We start from the raw sequence: 17742 nt of genomic DNA, 5'->3' as shown, positions 1-17742 counted from the left end.
GGTCCCTCGGGACCGACGGGGACCATCCGTCTGCGCGGCCCCCTGCCGCCGGCTCAGCGACGGTCGCCCAGCAGCGACCGCGGGCGCGTCCAGTCGGCGACCGACCGGTAGAACTCGGTCCGTCGGGCACCGAGGCGGTCCGCGCTGAACTCCCGCGCGCGGGTCAGGTTCCGACGGGAGTGCTCGGCCAGCCGATCCGGATCGGTCACCGTACGGCCGATCAGGGCGGCCAGGCCCGCCGCGTCCCCCGGCTGGAACATGGCGTCCGGGGCGAGAAGCTCGGGAATGCCGCCCGCGGTGGAGCCGATCGCCGGCAGGGCCCGGGCCATCGCTTCGATCAACGCCCGCGGGAGCCCTTCCGTACGCGAGGGCATGACGAACAGATCCGCCGAGTCCAGCTGATCACGCAGGGCGTCCACCCCGGGCAGCCACCCGACGAACCGGACCCGGTCGGCCAGACCCGACCGCGCCGCGAGGTCCTCCAGCGCCGGACGGCTCCGGCCGACACCGACGTGCACCAGGTGAACCGGCGGTACGGTGGCGTCCAACCGCGCGATCGCCTCGATCAGGGTGTCGATGCCCTTGTAGAGCTGCTCCAACGAGCCCACCGACACCAGGGTCGGCCGCTGCGGGGCCGGCCCGGCCACCCGCGGGGAGGCGACGTAGGCGTCGTCCGGCAGGTCGACCGAGGAGATCCCCATCGCCGGCACGTCCGGCCGCGCGGGATAGCGGGCCTGGAGCGTACGGGTGGTCTCGTAGCTGACCGCGACCGCGCTGCGACACTGTCGGCGCATGGCGCCGGTGCACCAGCGGCGCAGCACGGGGCGCAGCGGATGGTCGACGACGCCGGGAGCGAACACGTCGTACGGGTCGCCGATCACCTCGAGGGCGTAGGGCCGGCCCCGCCGGTCCAGCCAGTTGCTGAGCATGGTGGCCATCGGCGACGGCACCCGGAGGATCACCGCGTCGGCGCCGTCGGTGGCGCCGATCACCGCCCGGCGGATGCCGGGCAGGTTGCGGACGTAGCCGGCCGGCCCGACGTAGTGCGGCAGGGCCCAGACGTGGACACCCGGGCCGTCGACCCGGTTGGCGCCGGCCGGGGCTTCGGGCACGTCGAGGACGCGGGCGACGACCCGCACCTTGTCGAACGCGGCGAGGTACCGCGTCCAGATCGCGTGGTCGGGGCCGATCTCGATCCACACCCGACCGTCCGGGGTGCGGAGGAACCGCGACTCCGCGGTGACCGTGACCCTCATCGGGTCATCTCCGCCAGCTGCCGAACCACTCCGGCGCCGGCGTCGGCCGGCCGGTGGGGCGCGCCGCAGACCCGCTCGACGTACTCGGCGGAGTCGGGCAGCTCGTCGAACTCCGACCGCAGGATCGCCACCCGGAGCAGGTCGCGCCATTCGCCACGGCGGAACACGGCCTGCCGCTCCCGGCCCTCGATGCGCCAGCCGCACCGGCGGACGTACGCGCCGAGGCTGGCCGCGTTGAAGTCCAGGATGGTGCTGTGCAGGCGTCGCAGGCCCACCTCGTAGAAGCTCCACGCCATCATCAACATGATCGAGTCGGTGCCCGCGCCCTTCGGGGCGCGTCCCGGCATCAGCTTGACGGCGCTGAGCGCCGAGCGGTTGTGCCAGTCGATCTCCCACAGGCCGGTCATCCCGATCGGCTCGTCGGTCGCCGCGTCGGTGACGGTGAGCCGACGGTTCCGCCCGTCGCGGTGGGTCTGGGCGAGCCACTCGCGTTGGGCGTCCGCCGCCACCGGCCAGTCCCAGCCGACGACGTGGGTGCGTACCGGGCCGGCATTGGTGAGGTCGGCCAGGAACTCGAGGTCGGCGGCGGCCATCGGCCTCAGCGCCACCAGTCGGCCAGTCAGCATTCCATCACCTCTCGCGAATCTGTCGGATCGGGCGTCGGTCCTGCTGTCCGCGGCCGCCCGGGATGTCACCGGCGTCGGCACGTCTCGGCCCCGTCGCCGGGGCCAGGACGTCGCGGATCCGGGCGGCGACCCGGAGCATGTCCTCCGCGCCCCAGCGGTGGTCGGTGTGCAGGTGCACCATGCGGCGGGAGTAGTCCAGGTGCCGCCTCGGCGCGTCCGGCGGCTGTGGCCACAGGACAGCCGGATAGACGCGGCGGGTGACCAGGGCCGCCCGCAGCGCGTCACGTCGCTCGGCGGAGTCGCACTCCACGACGACGCCGAACGGGTGGACATGTGCTCGCAACCCGACGACGTCGGCCAGCGCGTCACCGAGAACCACGGCGTTGGCCATCCGTTGCCGGCGCCACCGGTCCACCGGCATGGCCGGCAACACCTCGCGGGTGTAGTCGCTGGGCCCGCTGATCGCGGTCGACCCGTACGCCGCCTCGCCGGCGGCGAAGGCGGACAGGAAGGCGCTCTTCTCGACCGGGGCCCCGGACAGGTACGCCGCCTTCAGGCACATGGCGGCCAGGACCTGCCCGGCCGCCGCCCGGTGCCGGAGCGAGGGCGCGGGCTGCGCGGGCAGGCGGTGACCCGCCGGCGACCACAGCGCGCCCCCGTCGGGCAGGGGCAGGGTCTTGCGCAGGGCGGCCAGCACGTAGTCGGCGGCGGCCGAGGGCAGCCAGGGCGCGAACGGGTCGTGGGTGCTGTCGACGACCAGCGCGGCGCCCCGGGTGGCCGGCGCCGCCGGGGGATCACCGAAGTACGACACCGCGACGACCACCTCGGTCGGACCAGGGCGGGCGGGCTCCACGTGCCCTCGCGGACCGGCGTCGTACCGTCGCACCGGGAGCACGGTCGCGGCGGCGTCCGCCACCGGCGGGCAGTAGTAGGCGGGCAGGTGCACCGCGGTCCAGCCCAGATCCGTCCGCCCCATGCGCAGGAGGGCCAGCAGCGCCTGCCGGCCGGTGCCGTACAGCCGGAGCGGGCTCGGCAGCCGCGTCGTGCCGGGGCCGGACGCCGGCATGAGGGGGAACGACGACCCGACCTCCCACCGGTCGTCGGCGGCGATCCGTGGCCGTGCCGTCAGCCGTTGGTCGCTGCGGGGCACCTCAGGCCCCGCCGAACCGGTAGGCCGGGAAGTAGCCGCTCTGCCGCAGGTGCGCCGCCGGCAGGCCGACCCGGGCGGCGCGCTCCTCGGTGAGCCGCTCGTACCGCTCGGGATCGAGGACCACCGCGCCGGTCCAGAACGGTGTGCGCAGCCCACCGAACGCGCGCTTGAAGCGGAAGAGGTTGTCGTCCGCCTGCAACCCGCCCCCGAGGTGGACGACGTCCGCCCCGGTCTCCGCCGCCCACTCCAGGATCGTCCACACGAGCATGTTGTTGGCGCCCTCGCGAGCGGCCTCCGGTCGTGACCCGGCAAGGTGGTAGTGCACCCGGCCGCCGTGCCGCAGCACCAGGGCGGCCGCGACCACGGCGGAACTGCCGTCGCGCACCTCCGCAAGCGACAGTGACGGACCGAGCCCGGTCAGCAGGCGCTGGTAGTAGACCTCCGGGAAAAAGTAGCCGGCCGTGCTGCCGACGCGGGTCATGGTGGACTCGTACAGCCGGCGGAAGGGGGACCCGGCATCCACGTCCTCGGCTCCCGCCGGTCGCACGGTGCCGTGCATGCCGCCGCGCCGCGCCTTGCGGATCGCGGTTCGGGATCGACCCTCCATGCCGTCCCAGATGTCCGCCGACGCCGTCCGCACCGGCACGGTGACGGTGTCCGCGCGCCTGGTCAGGGACATCCCGTCCAGGTCGCGAACCGCGTCGACCGATGCCGGGTCGAGCGGCGAGAACCGGAGGAAGAGACTGACCACGCCCTCCGCGCGCCACCGGTCGCCCAGCGCCGACCAGAACGCGACCAGTTCGCTCGCGGGACACTCCGGGGCGACGTGGATGCCGCAGTAACCGTAGGGACTCACGGCGTCGGCCGCGTCGTCGGCCACCGGCCGGAGCAGGTACGGCAGCAGCACCAGGTCGTCGTCGTGGTGGGCCAGGCGCCACGAACCCGAGCCGTCGGCGGCTACCGCCTCGCCGTAGCCGCTGGTGAAGTACACGTCGGGGCGGCGGGCGTCGGTGGCCGGGTCGATCGGGCCGGCGTCGGTGACGTCGACGGTGACGGTCATCTGTTCTCCAGGAATCGGACGACGGCCCCCTCGACGCGGTCCACCTCGGCGTCGGTGAGAGCCGAACCGCTCGGCAGGTTGAGCCCGTGGGCGAAGAGGTGCTGGGCGGCTCCGGTGACGAACCGGGTGGCCCGGGCGAAGACCGGTTGCAGGTGCATCGGCTTCCAGACCGGACGGGTCTCGATGTCGACGGACGCGAGCCGGCGACTCAGGTCGGTGGCGGACCACCCGGCCCGCTCCGGATCCACCACCACCGTGGTCAGCCAGCAGTTCGAACCGGTGTCGGCCTCGTTGAGCAGCCGTACGCCGGGGACCGGCGCGAAGAGCTTGGCGTACCGCTCGCGCAGGCGACGGCGACGAGCGATCATGGCGTCGAGCCGACTCAGCTGGGCCCGCCCGAGCGCGGCGAGCAGGTTGCTGAGTCGGTAGTTGTAACCGATCTCGACGTGTTCGTAGTGCGGGACCGGCTCGCGCGCCTGAGTCGCCAGATGACGGCACCGGCCGATCAGACCGACGTCGTCGGAGACGATCATGCCGCCGCCGGAGGTGGTCATGATCTTGTTGCCGTTGAAGGAGAACGCGGCGACCCGGCCGAACGAACCGGCGGGCCGCTCGTGGTGGGTCGCGCCCAACGCCTCGGCGGCGTCCTCGACGACCGGCACGCCGGCGGCGGCGCACGCCGGCAGCAGGGCGGTGTAGTCGACGCAGCCTCCGAACAGGTCCACCGCCATGACGGCGCCGACCCGGCGGCCCTGCGCGCCCAACCGGTCGAGGGTGTCGAGGAGCAGCGGGACGTCGAGGTTCCCGGTCTCCGGGTCGCAGTCGACGAAGACGGGCTCGGCGCCGGTGTAGACGACCGCGTTGGCGGATGCGGCGAAGGTCAGGGTGGGAACGACGACCACCTGTCCCGGGCCGACGCCCAGCGCGAGCAGCGCCAGATGCAGGGCGGCCGTGCCGCTGCTCACCCCGACCGCCGCGGCCACACCGGCCCGCGCCGCGACCTCGCGCTCGAAGGCGTCCAGGTCCGGCCCGACCGGTGCCACCCAGCCGGAACGCAGCGCGTCGAGCAGGTAGGACTCCTCCAGCGTGCCGACGTCCGGGGAGGACAGGAAGATGCGGCCGGCCATGCGGCTCCAATCACACGCCTGCGGTGGACTCTAGCGTTTTACCAGAGATAGGCCGTTAGAGGCGCTTATGTCGGTATTTAGAGTTGCCGGTGTCATCGTCCTCAACGCACCGTTCCCCCTGCGGACACGCTCGCTCCGTGACGGCGGTCGGGAGCGACGACCCCCGGAGTAGAGTGCGTCGGCCACGTCCGAACGTCCCCGAGCCCAGGAGCCCCGATTGCTGCACCTCCGAGTGATCGCTCCCAGCGACCGGTCGTCGGCCGTCGTCGAACTGCTGGCGGCTGACCCAGGAGTGACCCACCTCGTGGTGCTCCCCGGGGCGGCACGCCAGCCGGCCGGCGACTACGTCACCTGTGACGTCGTCCGGGAAAGCGCGGACAACGTGCTGCGCGAGCTCCAGGACCTCGGCGTCGAGACGCACGGGGCGATCGCCGCCGACGACGTGGAGCTGACGCTCTCGGAGGCGGCCGACCGGGCCGCCGAGGAGGCGCCCGGGCACGGCGAGGACGCGGTGGTCTGGGACGAGATCGCCGCGAAGACCGGAGAGCAGACCGTGCTCACCGGCACGTTCCTCGCCCTGATCGTGGTCGCGACCATGATCGCCGGCATCGGTGTGTTGCTCGACCAGCCCATCCTGATCGTCGGCGCGATGGTGGTCGGCCCCGAGTTCGGGCCGCTCGCCGCGCTCTGCGTGGCGCTGCTGCGGCGTCAGCCGCCGGTCATCGGTCGGTCGGTGCAGGCCCTGACGGTCGGCTTCCTCACCGCCATGGTCGCCACCGTGCTCAGCACCTGGGCGCTCACCGCGGCCGGCCTGGTCAGCCGGGAGATGCTGCTGGACGAGCGGCCGCTGACCGACTTCATCTGGCGCCCGGACGCGCTCTCCTGGGTGGTCGGGCTGCTCGCCGGCGTCGCCGGCATGCTCTCGCTGACCTCGAAGAAGTCCGGTTCGCTGGTCGGCGTGCTGATCTCGGTGACCACCGTTCCGGCAGCCGCCAACGTGGCCGTCGCGACCGCGTACGGGGTGTGGCCCGAGGCGGCCGGCTCCGCCCTGCAACTGGTGATCAACCTGGCCGCCATCGTGCTGGCCGGCCTGCTCACCCTGGTCGTCCAGCTCTGCTGGTGGCGGCACGTCGCGCGGCGGGCCGCGCACGCGGTGCCGCGGCAGCGGGCCGACGGTGGCCCGTCCCCGGTCAGCGCCGGTCGTCGCCCGCCTCGAGACGCCGGCTGAGCAGCGTCGCCAGCGGTACCGACTCGCCGTCCCGGCCACCCCGACCGACGACCAGGGGCGGTGCGCTGGGCTGGGGCGCGGCGCCGAGCAGCCGGGACCGCAGGCTCGGCGGCACCGTCAGCAGATAGAACCGCCCCTCGGTGTCCACCGCCCGGCTGCCCGCCCGATCCACGTACCACCCGGTGAGCCGGGTGCGGTAACGACCGCGCCCGTCGTGGCCGGTCGCCGTCAACCGGTCGGTGGGCAACCCGCGCCGCAGTGCCTCGGCGGCGAACCGGGCCACCAGCTCCGCGGCCTCTGCCTGCTCCACCTCGCGTTCCCGGGCGGCCGCCTCCGCGTGCGCCCGCACCGCGTGACGTTGCCGCTCCCGCCACCGCACGTCGTCGTCCCCGCTCACACCGGCGAGGGTACGCCGACATCCGCGCCACCCAGACCCGCCCGGCCCGGCCCCACGCCCTGGTCCCACGCCGGACCTGCGCCCGGTCCCGCGCCGGACCTGGTCCCGCGCCAGACCCGGTCCCGCGCCAGACCCGGTCCCGCGCCAGACCCGGTCCCGCGCCAGACCCGGTCCCGCGCCAGACCCGGTCCCGCGCCAGACCCGGTCCCGCGCACCGGCGCGGGAGCGGGCATCCGTGTACCGCATTCGCGCCGCACCGGTTCGCCATCGACGGGCCGGCCGGCAGCTCCCCTCCGGCGACGCTGTCGGGCTGAGGCGTTCGTGATATCAGCTCGACAGGCCGCGACGAGGTCAGGCCAGGCCGGCCCGGCGCAGCGCCTCCGCCATGGCGTCGTTGACCGGTGCGGGCGCCCCGCCGCCGCGCCCCTGCCGCTGCTGCGGACCACCGCGCGAGCCGCCCCGGTCGCCACGCTGACCGCCACCCTGGCCGCCGCCACCCTGACTGCCGCCGCGCGGGCCGCCGCCACCCTGGCCGCCGCCGCTCTGACCGCCGCCGCTCTGACCGCCGCCGCTCTGACCGCCGCCGCGCGGGCCGCCGCTGCGCGGACCGCCGCCCTGGCCGCCCCGGCTCTGGCCGCCGCCGCGCGGACCGCCGCCCTGGCCGCCGCGCTCCCGCCGGCCGTCGCCGCCCGCGGGGCGCCCGCCCCCGGCCGGCGCCTCGTCCTCCAGCCGCAGCGTCAGCGAGATCCGCTTGCGCGGCACGTCCACGTCGAGCACCCGGACCTTGACCACGTCACCGGACTTCACCACGTCGCGCGGGTCCTTCACGAACGTGTGCGACATGGCCGAGACGTGCACCAGGCCGTCCTGGTGCACGCCGACGTCGACGAACGCGCCGAACGCGGCCACGTTCGTCACCACGCCCTCCAGCACCATGCCCGGGGTCAGGTCGCCGATCTTCTCGACGCCCTCGACGAACGTGGCCGTGCGGAACTCCGGGCGCGGGTCGCGGCCGGGCTTCTCCAGCTCGGCCAGGATGTCGGTGACGGTGGGCAGACCGAACGTGTCGTCGACGAAGTCGGTCGCCCGCAGGCCGCGCAGGATGGCCGACTTCCCGATCAGCGCGCGCACATCCTGCCCGGTGGAGGCGAGGATCCGGCGGACCACCGGGTACGCCTCCGGGTGCACGCTGGACGAGTCGAGCGGGTCGTCCCCGCCGGGGATGCGCAGGAAGCCGGCGCACTGCTCGAACGCCTTCGGCCCGAGCCGGGCCACCTTCTTCAGCTCGGCCCGGGTGCGGAACGGCCCGTTGGCGTCGCGGTGCAACACGATGTTCTCGGCAAGGCCGGCGCCGATGCCGGAGACCCGGGTGAGCAGCGGCGCGGAGGCGGTGTTGACGTCCACGCCGACCGCGTTGACGCAGTCCTCCACCACCGCGTCGAGGGAGCGGGACAGCTTCACCTCGGACAGGTCGTGCTGGTACTGCCCGACCCCGATCGAGCGCGGGTCGATCTTCACCAGCTCGGCGAGCGGGTCCTGGAGGCGGCGGGCGATGGAGACCGCCCCGCGCAGCGACACGTCGAGACCGGGCAGCTCCTGCGAGGCGTACGCGGAGGCCGAGTAGACCGACGCGCCGGCCTCCGAGACCACCACCTTGGTCAGCTTCAGCTCGGGGTGCTGCTTGATCAGGTCACCGGCCAGCTTGTCGGTCTCCCGGCTGGCCGTGCCGTTGCCGATCGCCACCAGCTCGACCCCGTGCGCGGCGGCCAGTGTGGCGAGCGTGTGCAGGGAGGCGTCCCACTGCCGGCGCGGCTCGTGCGGGTAGATCGTGTCGGTGGCGACCACCTTGCCGGTGGCGTCGACCACGGCCACCTTCACGCCGGTGCGCAGGCCCGGATCGAGGCCCATGGTGGGGCGGGCGCCGGCGGGCGCGGCCAGCAGCAGGTCGCGCAGATTGGTGGCGAAGACGCGGACCGCCTCCTCCTCGGCCGCCTGCCACAGCCGCATCCGCAGGTCCGCGCCGAGGTGGATGAGGATCCGGGTACGCCAGGCCCACCGCACCGTGTCGGCCAGCCACCGGTCGGCGGGCCGCCCCTGGTCGCTGACGCCGAACCGGCCGGCGACGGCGGCCTCGTAGCGGCTGGGCCCGGTGGCCGCGTCGGCGTCGCCCTCGGCCTCGGCCTCCGGATCCATGGTCAGCTCCAGCACGCCCTCCTTCTCGCCCCGGAGCATGGCGAGGATCCGGTGCGAGGGCAGCTTCGGGTACGGCTCGGCGAAGTCGAAGTAGTCGGCGAACTTCGCGCCGGCCGTCTCCTGGCCCTCGCGTACCCGGGAGACCAGCCGGCCCCGCGACCACATCTGCTCGCGCAGCGTGCCGATCAGGTCGGCGTCCTCGGCGAAGCGCTCGATCAGGATGGCCCGCGCCCCGTCCAGCGCGGCAGCGGCGTCCGCGACGCCCTTGTCCGGGTCGGCGAACCCGGCGGCGACCGTCCTCGGGTCCTGCGTCGGGTCGGCGAGGAGCGTGTCCGCGAGCGGCTCCAGCCCGGCCTCGCGGGCGATCTGCGCCCGGGTCCGCCGCTTCGGCTTGTAGGGCAGGTAGATGTCCTCCAGGCGGGACTTCGAGTCGGCGGCGAGGATCTGCGCCTCCAGCGCCTCGTCGAGCTTGCCCTGGCTCCGGATCGACTCCAGCACGGCGGCGCGCCGCTCGTCCAGCTCGCGCAGGTAGCGCAGCCGCTCCTCCAGCGTGCGCAGCTGCGCGTCGTCGAGCAGGCCGGTGGCCTCCTTGCGGTAGCGGGCGATGAACGGCACGGTGGCGCCGCCGTCGAGCAGCTCGACGGCCGCCCGCACCTGACGTTCGGCGACGCCGAGTTCCTCGGCGATCCGCTGGTGCACAGACTGGGTCACGATTGTCATCCGCCTTCTCGGGTGGGTTCCGCCCTGCATTGTGCCGTTCGCCTCCGACCGGCTGTGCCCGGCCCGCCGCGAGCTGCGCTAGCGTGGCGATCATGGAGGTACCTGCGGATCCGCGGGCCCGGCGGCTCTTCGGGGGCAGCGCCCGGGCGCTCGGCGACCTGGCCGCCGGCCCGTTCCGGGCCGACCGGGACCGGATCGTCGGCTCGCCGTTCTTCGCCCGGCTCAACGGCGTCACCCAGGTGATCAGCCCGGGCGGATCCGGGCTGCTGGTGCACAACCGGCTCACCCACAGCCTCAAGGTGGCGCAGGTGGCCCGGGCGATCGCCGAACGGCTGACCGCCGACCCGGCCCACCGGGACCTGCTGGAGAAGCTCGGCGGCTGCGACCCGGACGTGGTGGAGGCCGCCGCGCTCGCCCACGACCTCGGGCACCCGCCGTTCGGGCACCTGGGGGAGCGGGTCCTGGACCGGCTGGCCCGGCAGCGGCTCGGGCTCGCCGACGGCTTCGAGGGCAACGCCCAGTCGTACCGGATCGTCACCAGCACCGAGATCCGCGGCGCGGCGACCACCGGGCTCGACCTGACCGCCGCCGTCCGCGCGGCGATGCTGAAGTACCCGTGGACCCGGCTGGACCACCCCGACCCGCATCCGCGGCACCTCGACCCGGCGCCCCGGGGCGCGGCGGCGCCGCCGGACGACCCGGAGAGCGGGTCGGTCAAGTTCGGGGCGTACCGCACCGAGCTGGACGACCTGCGGCAGGCCCGGGAGCCGTTCGCCGGACGCATCCCGGACTGGCAGCAGACCCCGGAGGCGTCCGTCATGGACACCGCCGACGACATCGCGTACGCCATCCACGACGTGGAGGACTTCTATCGCGTGGGGGTGCTCCAGCAGGGGGCGGTGGCCGCCGAGCTGATGGCCTGGCAGCGCGAGTACGGGCACCTGCGTTCGATCACCGCCTCGGCGCTGGAGGCCGCCGGCCGGCGACCGGGGGCGGCGATCGAACGACTGCGCCGCCAACTGCACCGCAAGGACGCCTGGATCGCCGACGACGACGCGTTCGCCGCCGCGGTCGAGCACGTCCGGGAGGAACTGGTGGAAGGGCTGCTGGCGCTGCCCTTCGACGGCTCGATCGAGGCGGAGCAGTACGTCGCGCGGTTCTCCGCCCGCTGGTCGACCCGCTTCGTGGAGGCGATCACGGTGACCCCCGAGCCGGACGTGCGCTCCGGCTACGTCCAGCTCGACCGGGCGCAGTGGCACGAGGTGCAGGTGCTCAAGTTCGTGCACCACCGGTTCGTGCTGGCCCGCCCCGACCTGGCCCTGCACCAGCGCGGCCAGGCACGGCTGCTGGGCACGCTGGTGGAGGCGCTCTGGGAGTGGCTGCTGGACCCGGAGGAGGAGTCCCGGTTGCCCCGCCGCCTGCACGACCTCGTCGAACTGGCCGAAGCGGAGCTGCACCCGCGTACCCCGGACCGGATCGGCCGGGCCCGGGGGCGGGCGATCGTCGACTTCGTCGCGCAGCTCACCGACGGTCAGGCGGTGGCGATGCTGGATGCGCTCTCCGGCCGCTCCGGCGCCCTGTGGACCGACGCGTTCGTGCTCTGACGCGTCAGGCGATCGCCTGCCACCAGCCGTCCACCGTCGGCGGCTCGTCGACCATTACCCGCTCGCCCGGGCGCGGCACGGCCAGCCGGACGTCCCGGGCCTTCGCCTCGGCCCACAGTCGGTCCACCGGCTCGGACCAGTCGTGCAGGGCCAGGTTGAAGGTGCCCCAGTGCACCGGAACCAGCAGTTCGCCGCGGACGTCGAGGTGGGCGGCGACGGCCTCCTCGGGGAACATGTGGATGTTCGGCCAGGCCCGGTCGTACGCCCCGATCTGCATGAGCGTGAGGTCGAACGGGCCGTGCTCGGCGCCGATCGCGGCGTAGCCGTCGAAGTAGCCGGAGTCACCGGTGTAGAAGACCTTCCGGTGCGCGCCGGCCACCACCCAGGAACTCCAGAGCGTGCCGTCGCGGCGCAGCCCGCGCCCGGAGAAGTGCTGGGCGGCGGTGGCGGTGACGGTGAGCCCGCCGACCCGGTGGCTCTCCGACCAGTCCAGCTCGACGATGCGCTCCTCCGGAACGCCCCACCGGTCCAGGTGGGCGCCGACGCCGAGCGGCACCAGGAAGGGCGCGGACTGGTGGGCGAGCAGCCCGCGCACGGTGTCCATGTCGAGGTGGTCGTAGTGGTCGTGCGAGATCAGCACGGCGTCCAGCGGGGGCAGTTCGTCCAGCCGGACCGGCGGCTCGTGGATGCGCCGCGGGCCGACCAGCGCCGACGGCGAGCACCTGTCGCTCCAGACCGGGTCGAGCAGCACCCGGTGCCCCTCGATCTCCACCAGCGTCGACGCGTGCCCGTACCAGATCGCGTTCAGCTCGCGGGCCGGGTCACCCGGCGCCGGATCGGCCGGGCGCAGCAGCGGCACGGCGCTGTCGGGCCGCCGCTTCTGCTTGCCGAAGATCAGCTCCCGGACCAGGTTGCGGCCCGGGTCGGCGACCATGGTGGCGCTGGTGCCGGCCGGGTTGTGGAACGTGCCGTCGCGGAACCGCGGCGACCGGGCCGCCCGCTCCGCCCGCGCGCCGCTGAGCCGGCCACCGAGCTGGGCCGGGATGTCCCGCGCCGCCCAGGCCAGGCCGGCGACGGCCGCCAGCCCGGCGATCCGCCAGGCCCGCCCGCCGCTCGCCCGCTCCGGTGCCCGCTCCGCTGGTGTGCGCATGGTCGTCCCCTCCGCCGTGTCCCGCAGTACACGGTATCCACCCCCGCGCCGGTCCGTGCGGACGACCGACCCGCCGCGGCTCAGCGCAGCCGCCGACGGACGGCCGAGCCGACAGCGGCGGTGGCGTCGCCGACGGACCGCACCACCCGCGACACGTCGGGCAGCCAGCCGCCCCGGACCGCCTCACCGGCCGGGTTCGGTGCGAACACCACCCCGTCCGTCGGCGGCACCGGGCGTCCGGTGAGCCCGCCGATCCGCATCAGCGGCCCGACCAGCACGTCGTAGACGGCCGGCAGCGCGGTGAAGCCGAACCGCATGACCAGGTTGACCCGGCCCACCGAGATCTCCCGGCGGGGCTTGTCGGCGCAGTGCGCGATGGCCCGGGCCACCCGCTCCGGGGTGGTGATCGGCAGCGGGGGCCGGCCGATCCGGCCGAGGTAGTTCGCCGCCTGCTGGTAGACGGGCGTGTCGACGCTGCCCGGCGTGACCAGGCAGACGTGCACCCCGTCCAGGTCCCGCGACTCCTGCTGCAACGCCCGGGCCAGGCCGTGCAGCCCCCACTTGCTGGTCACGTACCCGCTCATGTAGGGCGCCGTGATGTGTCCCAGCACCGATCCGGTGAGGATCAGCGTGCCGCCCCCGGTCGCCCGGAAGTGCCGCAACGCCACCCGGGCGACCCCGGCGGCGGCCAGCAGGTCGGTCCGGACCACCTGGTCGAAGACCTCCGCCGGGATCTCCTCGAAGCGCCCGTACGCCATCACGGCCGCGGTGTGCACCCAGACGTCGATCCGGCCGAACTCGGCGATCGCGGTGGCGGCAAGGGTGTCGAGCGCGTCCGGGGCGGTCACGTCGGTCGGCACGATCCGGACGTCCGCGGCGCCCGCGTCGGCGCACTCCCGGCGTACCTGTTCCAGGGTTTCGGGGGAGCGGGCCGCGAGGACCAGACGGTCCCCGCGGCCCGCGAGCTCCCGGGCCGCCGCCCGGCCGATCCCGCTGGTCGCGCCGGTGACGACCACGGTACGGGTCACGGTGCGAGCACGACCTTGACGCAGCCGTCCTCCTTCTTCTGGAACATCTCGTACGCCTGCGGCGCCTGGGCCAGCGGCAGCCGGTGGGTCCGCAGGTCCTCGACGCCCAGCGGGTCGTCGTCGCCCTCCAGCAGCGGGATGATCTCGTCGACCCAGCGCCGCACGTGGCACTGCCCCATGCGCAGCTGGATTCCCCGGTCGAACATCTCCATCAGCGGCATCGGGTCCTGCTCGCCGCCGTACACCCCGGAGATCGAGACGGTGCCGCCGCGCCGGACCGCCTTGAGCGCGGCGTGCAGCACCACGAGCCGGTCCACGCCGGCCTTGTCGGTCATGGCCTGGGCCAGCTTGTCCGGCAGCAGCCCGGCGGCGGTCTGGGCGACCTTGCCCAGCGGCGCGCCGTGCGCCTCCATCCCGACCGCGTCGATCACCGCGTCCGGACCGCGCCCGTCGACCAGGTCGATGAGCGCGCCGGGCACGTCGTCGAGCTGGCTGACGTCGAGCACCTCGATGCCGTGGCGGCGGGCCATCTCCAGCCGCTCCGGCACCAGGTCCAGGCCGATCACCCGGCCGGCGCCGAGGTGGCGGCCGATCCGGGCGCTGAACTGCCCGACCGGGCCGAGACCGAACACGGCCAGGGTGCCGCCGGGCGGGGTGTCCGCGTACTTCACCGCCTGCCAGGCGGTGGGCAGGATGTCGGACAGGTAGAGCCACCGCTCGTCGGCCCCGGTGTCCGGGATCTTGATCGGGCCGAACTGGGCCTGCGGCACGCGCAGGTACTCGGCCTGGCCGCCCGGGACCGAGCCGTAGAGCGACGTGTAGCCGAACAGCGAGGCGCCCTTGCCCTGGCTGGTCACCTGGGTGGTCTCGCACTGCGCGTAGAGCTGCCGCTCGCACATCCAGCACGAGCCGCAGGAGATGTTGAACGGGACGACCACCCGGTCGCCCTTCTTGAGCCGGGTCACGCCCGGGCCGACCTCCTCGACGATGCCCATCGGCTCGTGCCCGAGCACGTCGCCGGGCTTCAGGTACGGCCCGAGCACCTCGTACAGGTGCAGGTCGGAGCCGCAGATGGCGGTCGAGGTGATCCGGACGATCGCGTCGGTCGGCTCCTCGATCCGGGGATCCGGAACGTCCTCCACGCGAACGTCCCGCTTGCCGTGCCAGGTGAGTGCCTTCATGCCTGAATGTCCCCTCTCGGTGCCGTCCATGGGACTGCTACCCGAGAGGAGCGACTTGAACCGGCGCCGTCGGGAGGGGTCGGGTGTGGCGTGCCACGCGGGCGCCGGGGGTGTGGGTCGCGCTGCCTTTCGAGCTGATATCAGAAACGACTCACCGCCGGTGCGCCGACCGACTGGCGCGTCGGGCTCGCCGGGCAGACCTGTCGGTGGGCGATATCAGAAACCACTCAGCTCGAAAGGCAGTCGAAGGGGGACCGCGGGGGACCCGGGTAAACGCCGACCGCCGCGCCCCTCGGTGCGGAGCGCGGCGGTCGGGTGGAACGTCGGGTCAGGAGCCGGGGGTGCCGGCGCGCTTGGTGGTCGCCTTGAGGAAGTCCCGGTTGAGCCGGCCGATGGTGTTCAGCGGGATGCCCTTCGGGCAGGCCGCGGCGCACTCGCCGATGTTGGTGCAGCCGCCGAAACCGGCCTCGTCGTGCGCGTCCACCATGCCGATCACCCGGGTGTAGCGCTCGGGCTGGCCCTGCGGCAGCAGCGAGAGCTGGGTGATCTTGGCGGCGGTGAAGAGCATGCCGGAGCCGTTCGGGCAGGCCGCCACGCAGGCGCCGCAGCCGATGCAGGCGGCCGACTCGAAGGCGGCGTCCGCGTTGGCCTTGGCCACCGGGGTGGAGTGCGCCTCCGGGGCGCTACCGGTCGGCGCGGTCACGTAGCCGCCGGCAGCGATGATCTTGTCGAAGGCGTTGCGGTTCACCACCAGGTCCTTGACGACCGGGAAGGCCCGGGCCCGCCAGGGCTCGATGTCGATCGTGTCGCCGTCGGAGAACTGCCGCATGTGCAGCTGGCAGGCGGTGGTGCCGCGCTGCGGGCCGTGCGCCTCACCGTTGATCATGAGGCTGCACGCGCCGCAGATGCCCTCGCGGCAGTCGTGGTCGAACGCGACCGGCTCCTCGCCGTCGAGGATCAACCGCTCGTTGAGCACGTCGAGCATCTCCAGGAAGGACATGTCGGGGGACACGTCCTGCACCGGGTAGCTCACCATCCGACCCTTGTCCTCGGGGCCCGTCTGGCGCCAGATGCGCAGGGTCAGGTTCACTTGTAGCTCCGCTGCGTGGGGTGGACGTATTCGAAGGTCAGGTCTTCCTTGTGCAGCACGGGCTCACCGGTGCCGGTGTACTCCCAGGCCGCCACGTAGGCGAAGCGGTCGTCGTCGCGCTGCGCCTCGCCGTCCGGGGTCTGGTACTCGGCCCGGAAGTGGCCGCCGCACGACTCCTCGCGGTGCAGCGCGTCGATGCACATGAGCTCGGCCAGCTCGAAGAAGTCGGCCACCCGGCCGGCCTTCTCCAGCGACTGGTTGAGCCCCTCGCCGTCGCCCGGCACGCGTACCCGCTGCCAGAACTGTTCGCGCAGCGCGCGGATCTCGTCGATCGCCTTGCGCAGCCCGGCCTCGGAGCGCTCCATGCCGCAGTGCTCCCACATGATCTGGCCCAGCTCCCGGTGGAACGAGTCCACCGTGCGGTCGCCGTTGACCGCGAGCAGCCGGCTCAGCCGCTCCTCGACCTCGGTGCGCGCCGCGACCGCCTCGGGGTGGCTGGCGTCGATCTTCTCGACCGGGTTCGCGGCCAGGTAGTTGGCCAGCGTGTTCGGCAGCACGAAGTAGCCGTCGGCCAGGCCCTGCATCAGCGCCGAGGCGCCGAGCCGATTCGCGCCGTGGTCGGAGAAGTTGGCCTCGCCGATCACGAACAGGCCCGGGATGCTCGACTGGAGGTCGTAGTCGACCCAGAGGCCGCCCATCGTGTAGTGCACGGCGGGGTAGATCCGCATCGGCACCTGGTACGGGTCCTCGCCGGTGATCCGCTCGTACATCTCGAACAGGTTGCCGTACTTGGCCTCGATGGCCTTGCGGCCGAGCCGATCGATGGCGTCGGCGAAGTCCAGGTAGACGCCGAGCCCGGTCGGGCCGACGCCGCGTCCCTCGTCGCAGACGTTCTTCGCGGCGCGGGAGGCGATGTCGCGGGGGACCAGGTTGCCGAAGGAGGGGTAGATCCGCTCCAGGTAGTAGTCCCGCTCGTCCTCCGGGATGTCCCGCGGGCTGCGGTCGTCGCCCTTGGCCTTGGGCACCCACACCCGGCCGTCGTTGCGCAGCGACTCGCTCATCAGGGTCAGCTTCGACTGGTGGTCGCCGGAGACCGGGATGCAGGTCGGGTGGATCTGGGTGTAGCAGGGGTTGGCGAAGTACGCGCCCTTGCGGTGCGCCCGCCAGGAGGCGGTGACGTTGCAGCCCTTGGCGTTGGTGGAGAGGTAGAAGACGTTGCCGTAACCGCCGGAGGCGAGCACGACCGCGTCCGCCATCTCGGTGCTGATCTCGCCGGTGACCAGGTCGCGGACCACGATGCCGCGGGCCCGGCCCTCGACGATGACCAGCTCGAGCATCTCGTGGCGGGAGTTCATCTCCACGTTGCCCAGGCCGATCTGCCGCTCCAGCGCCTGGTACGCGCCGAGCAGCAGCTGCTGGCCCGTCTGGCCCCGGGCGTAGAAGGTGCGCTGCACCTGCGCGCCGCCGAACGAGCGGGTGTCGAGCAGGCCGCCGTACTCGCGGGCGAACGGGACGCCCTGGGCGACGCACTGGTCGATGATGTTGACCGAGACCTCGGCCAGCCGGTGCACGTTCGACTCGCGGGAGCGGAAGTCGCCGCCCTTGACCGTGTCGTAGAAGAGCCGGTGCACCGAGTCGCCGTCGTTGCGGTAGTTCTTGGCGGCGTTGATGCCGCCCTGAGCGGCGATCGAGTGGGCCCGGCGCGGGCTGTCCTGGTAGCAGTAGGACCTGACGTGGTAACCCTGCTCGGCCAGGGTCGCCGCGGCGGAGCCGCCGGCCAGGCCGGTGCCGACCACGATCACGGTCAGCTTCCGGCGGTTGGCCGGGTTGACCAGCTTCATCTCGAACCGGTGGCGATCCCACCGGGTCTCGATCGGGCCGTCCGGGGCGCGGGTGTCGGCGATCGGGTCGCCCTCGGTGTACAGATCCATG

At 73.5% G+C, this 17742-nt stretch carries 14 protein-coding genes; 2 read left to right on the top strand and 12 right to left on the bottom strand.

Annotation, left to right across the window (positions count from 1 at the left end):
* Positions 1-53 precede the first annotated feature (53 nt).
* Genes COO58_RS15505 through COO58_RS15490 form a run of 5 tightly spaced genes read right to left on the bottom strand, consistent with a single transcriptional unit; the run spans position 54 to position 5219 of the window.
* Entirely contained in the window at positions 54-1256 is a 1203-nt protein-coding gene (locus COO58_RS15505; protein WP_098745471.1) for a glycosyltransferase family 4 protein, read from the bottom strand.
* Entirely contained in the window at positions 1253-1882 is a 630-nt protein-coding gene (locus tag COO58_RS15500) for a GNAT family N-acetyltransferase (protein ID WP_176558818.1), read from the bottom strand. The genes COO58_RS15505 and COO58_RS15500 overlap by 4 nt, the downstream gene beginning before the upstream one ends.
* A gap of 4 nt (positions 1883-1886) precedes the next feature.
* Positions 1887-3032: a hypothetical protein gene (locus COO58_RS30220; protein ID WP_176558817.1), complete on the bottom strand. Its 1146-nt coding sequence runs from the start codon at positions 3030-3032 to the stop codon at positions 1887-1889.
* A gap of 1 nt (position 3033) precedes the next feature.
* A complete protein-coding gene (locus tag COO58_RS15495) occupies positions 3034-4092 on the bottom strand; it encodes a GNAT family N-acetyltransferase (protein WP_091578499.1) in 1059 nt (352 codons plus the stop codon).
* On the bottom strand, positions 4089-5219 hold the full coding sequence (locus tag COO58_RS15490) for an aminotransferase class I/II-fold pyridoxal phosphate-dependent enzyme (RefSeq protein WP_091578496.1): 1131 nt from the start codon (positions 5217-5219) through the stop codon (positions 4089-4091). The genes COO58_RS15495 and COO58_RS15490 overlap by 4 nt, the downstream gene beginning before the upstream one ends.
* Positions 5220-5436: 217 nt before the next feature.
* On the opposite strand from COO58_RS15490, the gene COO58_RS15485 reads away from it, so the two are divergent.
* Positions 5437-6447 carry a DUF389 domain-containing protein gene (locus COO58_RS15485; RefSeq protein WP_091578494.1) on the top strand — a complete coding sequence of 337 codons (1011 nt, stop codon included), beginning with the start codon at positions 5437-5439 and terminating at the stop codon, positions 6445-6447.
* On the opposite strand, the gene COO58_RS15480 is transcribed toward COO58_RS15485, so the two are convergent.
* Together COO58_RS15480 and COO58_RS15475 are read right to left on the bottom strand one after the other, a co-directional pair.
* Positions 6410-6844, bottom strand: a complete 435-nt coding sequence (locus tag COO58_RS15480) for a hypothetical protein (protein ID WP_091578491.1) — start codon at positions 6842-6844, stop codon at positions 6410-6412. The two genes, COO58_RS15485 and COO58_RS15480, sit on opposite strands and share 38 nt — an antisense overlap.
* A gap of 351 nt (positions 6845-7195) precedes the next feature.
* Positions 7196-9748: a Tex family protein gene (locus COO58_RS15475; protein WP_098745469.1), complete on the bottom strand. Its 2553-nt coding sequence runs from the start codon at positions 9746-9748 to the stop codon at positions 7196-7198.
* 101 nt (positions 9749-9849) lie between these two features.
* On the opposite strand from COO58_RS15475, the gene COO58_RS15470 reads away from it, so the two are divergent.
* The gene (locus tag COO58_RS15470) at positions 9850-11361 is read left to right on the top strand and encodes a deoxyguanosinetriphosphate triphosphohydrolase family protein (RefSeq protein WP_098746375.1); all 1512 of its coding nucleotides are present in this window, start codon (positions 9850-9852) and stop codon (positions 11359-11361) included.
* Between the two features lie 4 nt (positions 11362-11365).
* On the opposite strand, the gene COO58_RS15465 is transcribed toward COO58_RS15470, so the two are convergent.
* The 5 genes from COO58_RS15465 to COO58_RS15445 all read right to left on the bottom strand — a co-directional run bounded on the left by COO58_RS15465 (position 11366) and on the right by COO58_RS15445 (position 17741).
* A complete protein-coding gene (locus tag COO58_RS15465; RefSeq protein WP_091578486.1) occupies positions 11366-12511 on the bottom strand; it encodes an MBL fold metallo-hydrolase in 1146 nt (381 codons plus the stop codon).
* Between the two features lie 80 nt (positions 12512-12591).
* A complete protein-coding gene (locus COO58_RS15460; RefSeq protein ID WP_098745467.1) occupies positions 12592-13539 on the bottom strand; it encodes an SDR family oxidoreductase in 948 nt (315 codons plus the stop codon).
* Positions 13536-14720, bottom strand: a complete 1185-nt coding sequence (locus tag COO58_RS15455; RefSeq protein ID WP_098745466.1) for a zinc-dependent alcohol dehydrogenase — start codon at positions 14718-14720, stop codon at positions 13536-13538. The genes COO58_RS15460 and COO58_RS15455 overlap by 4 nt, the downstream gene beginning before the upstream one ends.
* A 328-nt stretch (positions 14721-15048) precedes the next feature.
* Positions 15049-15810 (bottom strand): succinate dehydrogenase/fumarate reductase iron-sulfur subunit, encoded by a 762-nt coding sequence (locus tag COO58_RS15450; RefSeq protein ID WP_091578479.1) that lies wholly within the window; start codon positions 15808-15810, stop codon positions 15049-15051.
* The gene (locus tag COO58_RS15445; RefSeq protein ID WP_091578476.1) at positions 15807-17741 is read right to left on the bottom strand and encodes a fumarate reductase/succinate dehydrogenase flavoprotein subunit; all 1935 of its coding nucleotides are present in this window, start codon (positions 17739-17741) and stop codon (positions 15807-15809) included. The genes COO58_RS15450 and COO58_RS15445 overlap by 4 nt, the downstream gene beginning before the upstream one ends.
* Position 17742 lies beyond the last annotated feature (1 nt).

The sequence above is a fragment of the Micromonospora sp. WMMA1996 genome (assembly GCF_002573675.1).
GTDB classification, from domain to species: Bacteria; Actinomycetota; Actinomycetes; order Mycobacteriales; family Micromonosporaceae; genus Micromonospora; species Micromonospora sediminicola.
This window is presented reverse-complemented; position numbering and strand designations above follow the sequence as displayed.

Bases quoted from the DNA above. Each gene is read 5' to 3' on its own strand.
- COO58_RS15465 (WP_091578486.1), bottom strand. From the start codon at position 12,511: ATGCGCACACCAGCGGAGCGGGCACCGGAGCGGGCGAGCGGCGGGCGG.
- COO58_RS15505 (WP_098745471.1), bottom strand. From the start codon at position 1,256: ATGAGGGTCACGGTCACCGCGGAGTCGCGGTTCCTCCGCACCCCGGAC.
- COO58_RS15470 (WP_098746375.1), top strand. From the start codon at position 9,850: ATGGAGGTACCTGCGGATCCGCGGGCCCGGCGGCTCTTCGGGGGCAGC.
- COO58_RS15455 (WP_098745466.1), bottom strand. From the start codon at position 14,720: ATGAAGGCACTCACCTGGCACGGCAAGCGGGACGTTCGCGTGGAGGAC.
- COO58_RS15500 (WP_176558818.1), bottom strand. From the start codon at position 1,882: ATGCTGACTGGCCGACTGGTGGCGCTGAGGCCGATGGCCGCCGCCGAC.
- COO58_RS15495 (WP_091578499.1), bottom strand. From the start codon at position 4,092: ATGACCGTCACCGTCGACGTCACCGACGCCGGCCCGATCGACCCGGCC.
- COO58_RS15445 (WP_091578476.1), bottom strand. From the start codon at position 17,741: ATGGATCTGTACACCGAGGGCGACCCGATCGCCGACACCCGCGCCCCG.
- COO58_RS15490 (WP_091578496.1), bottom strand. From the start codon at position 5,219: ATGGCCGGCCGCATCTTCCTGTCCTCCCCGGACGTCGGCACGCTGGAG.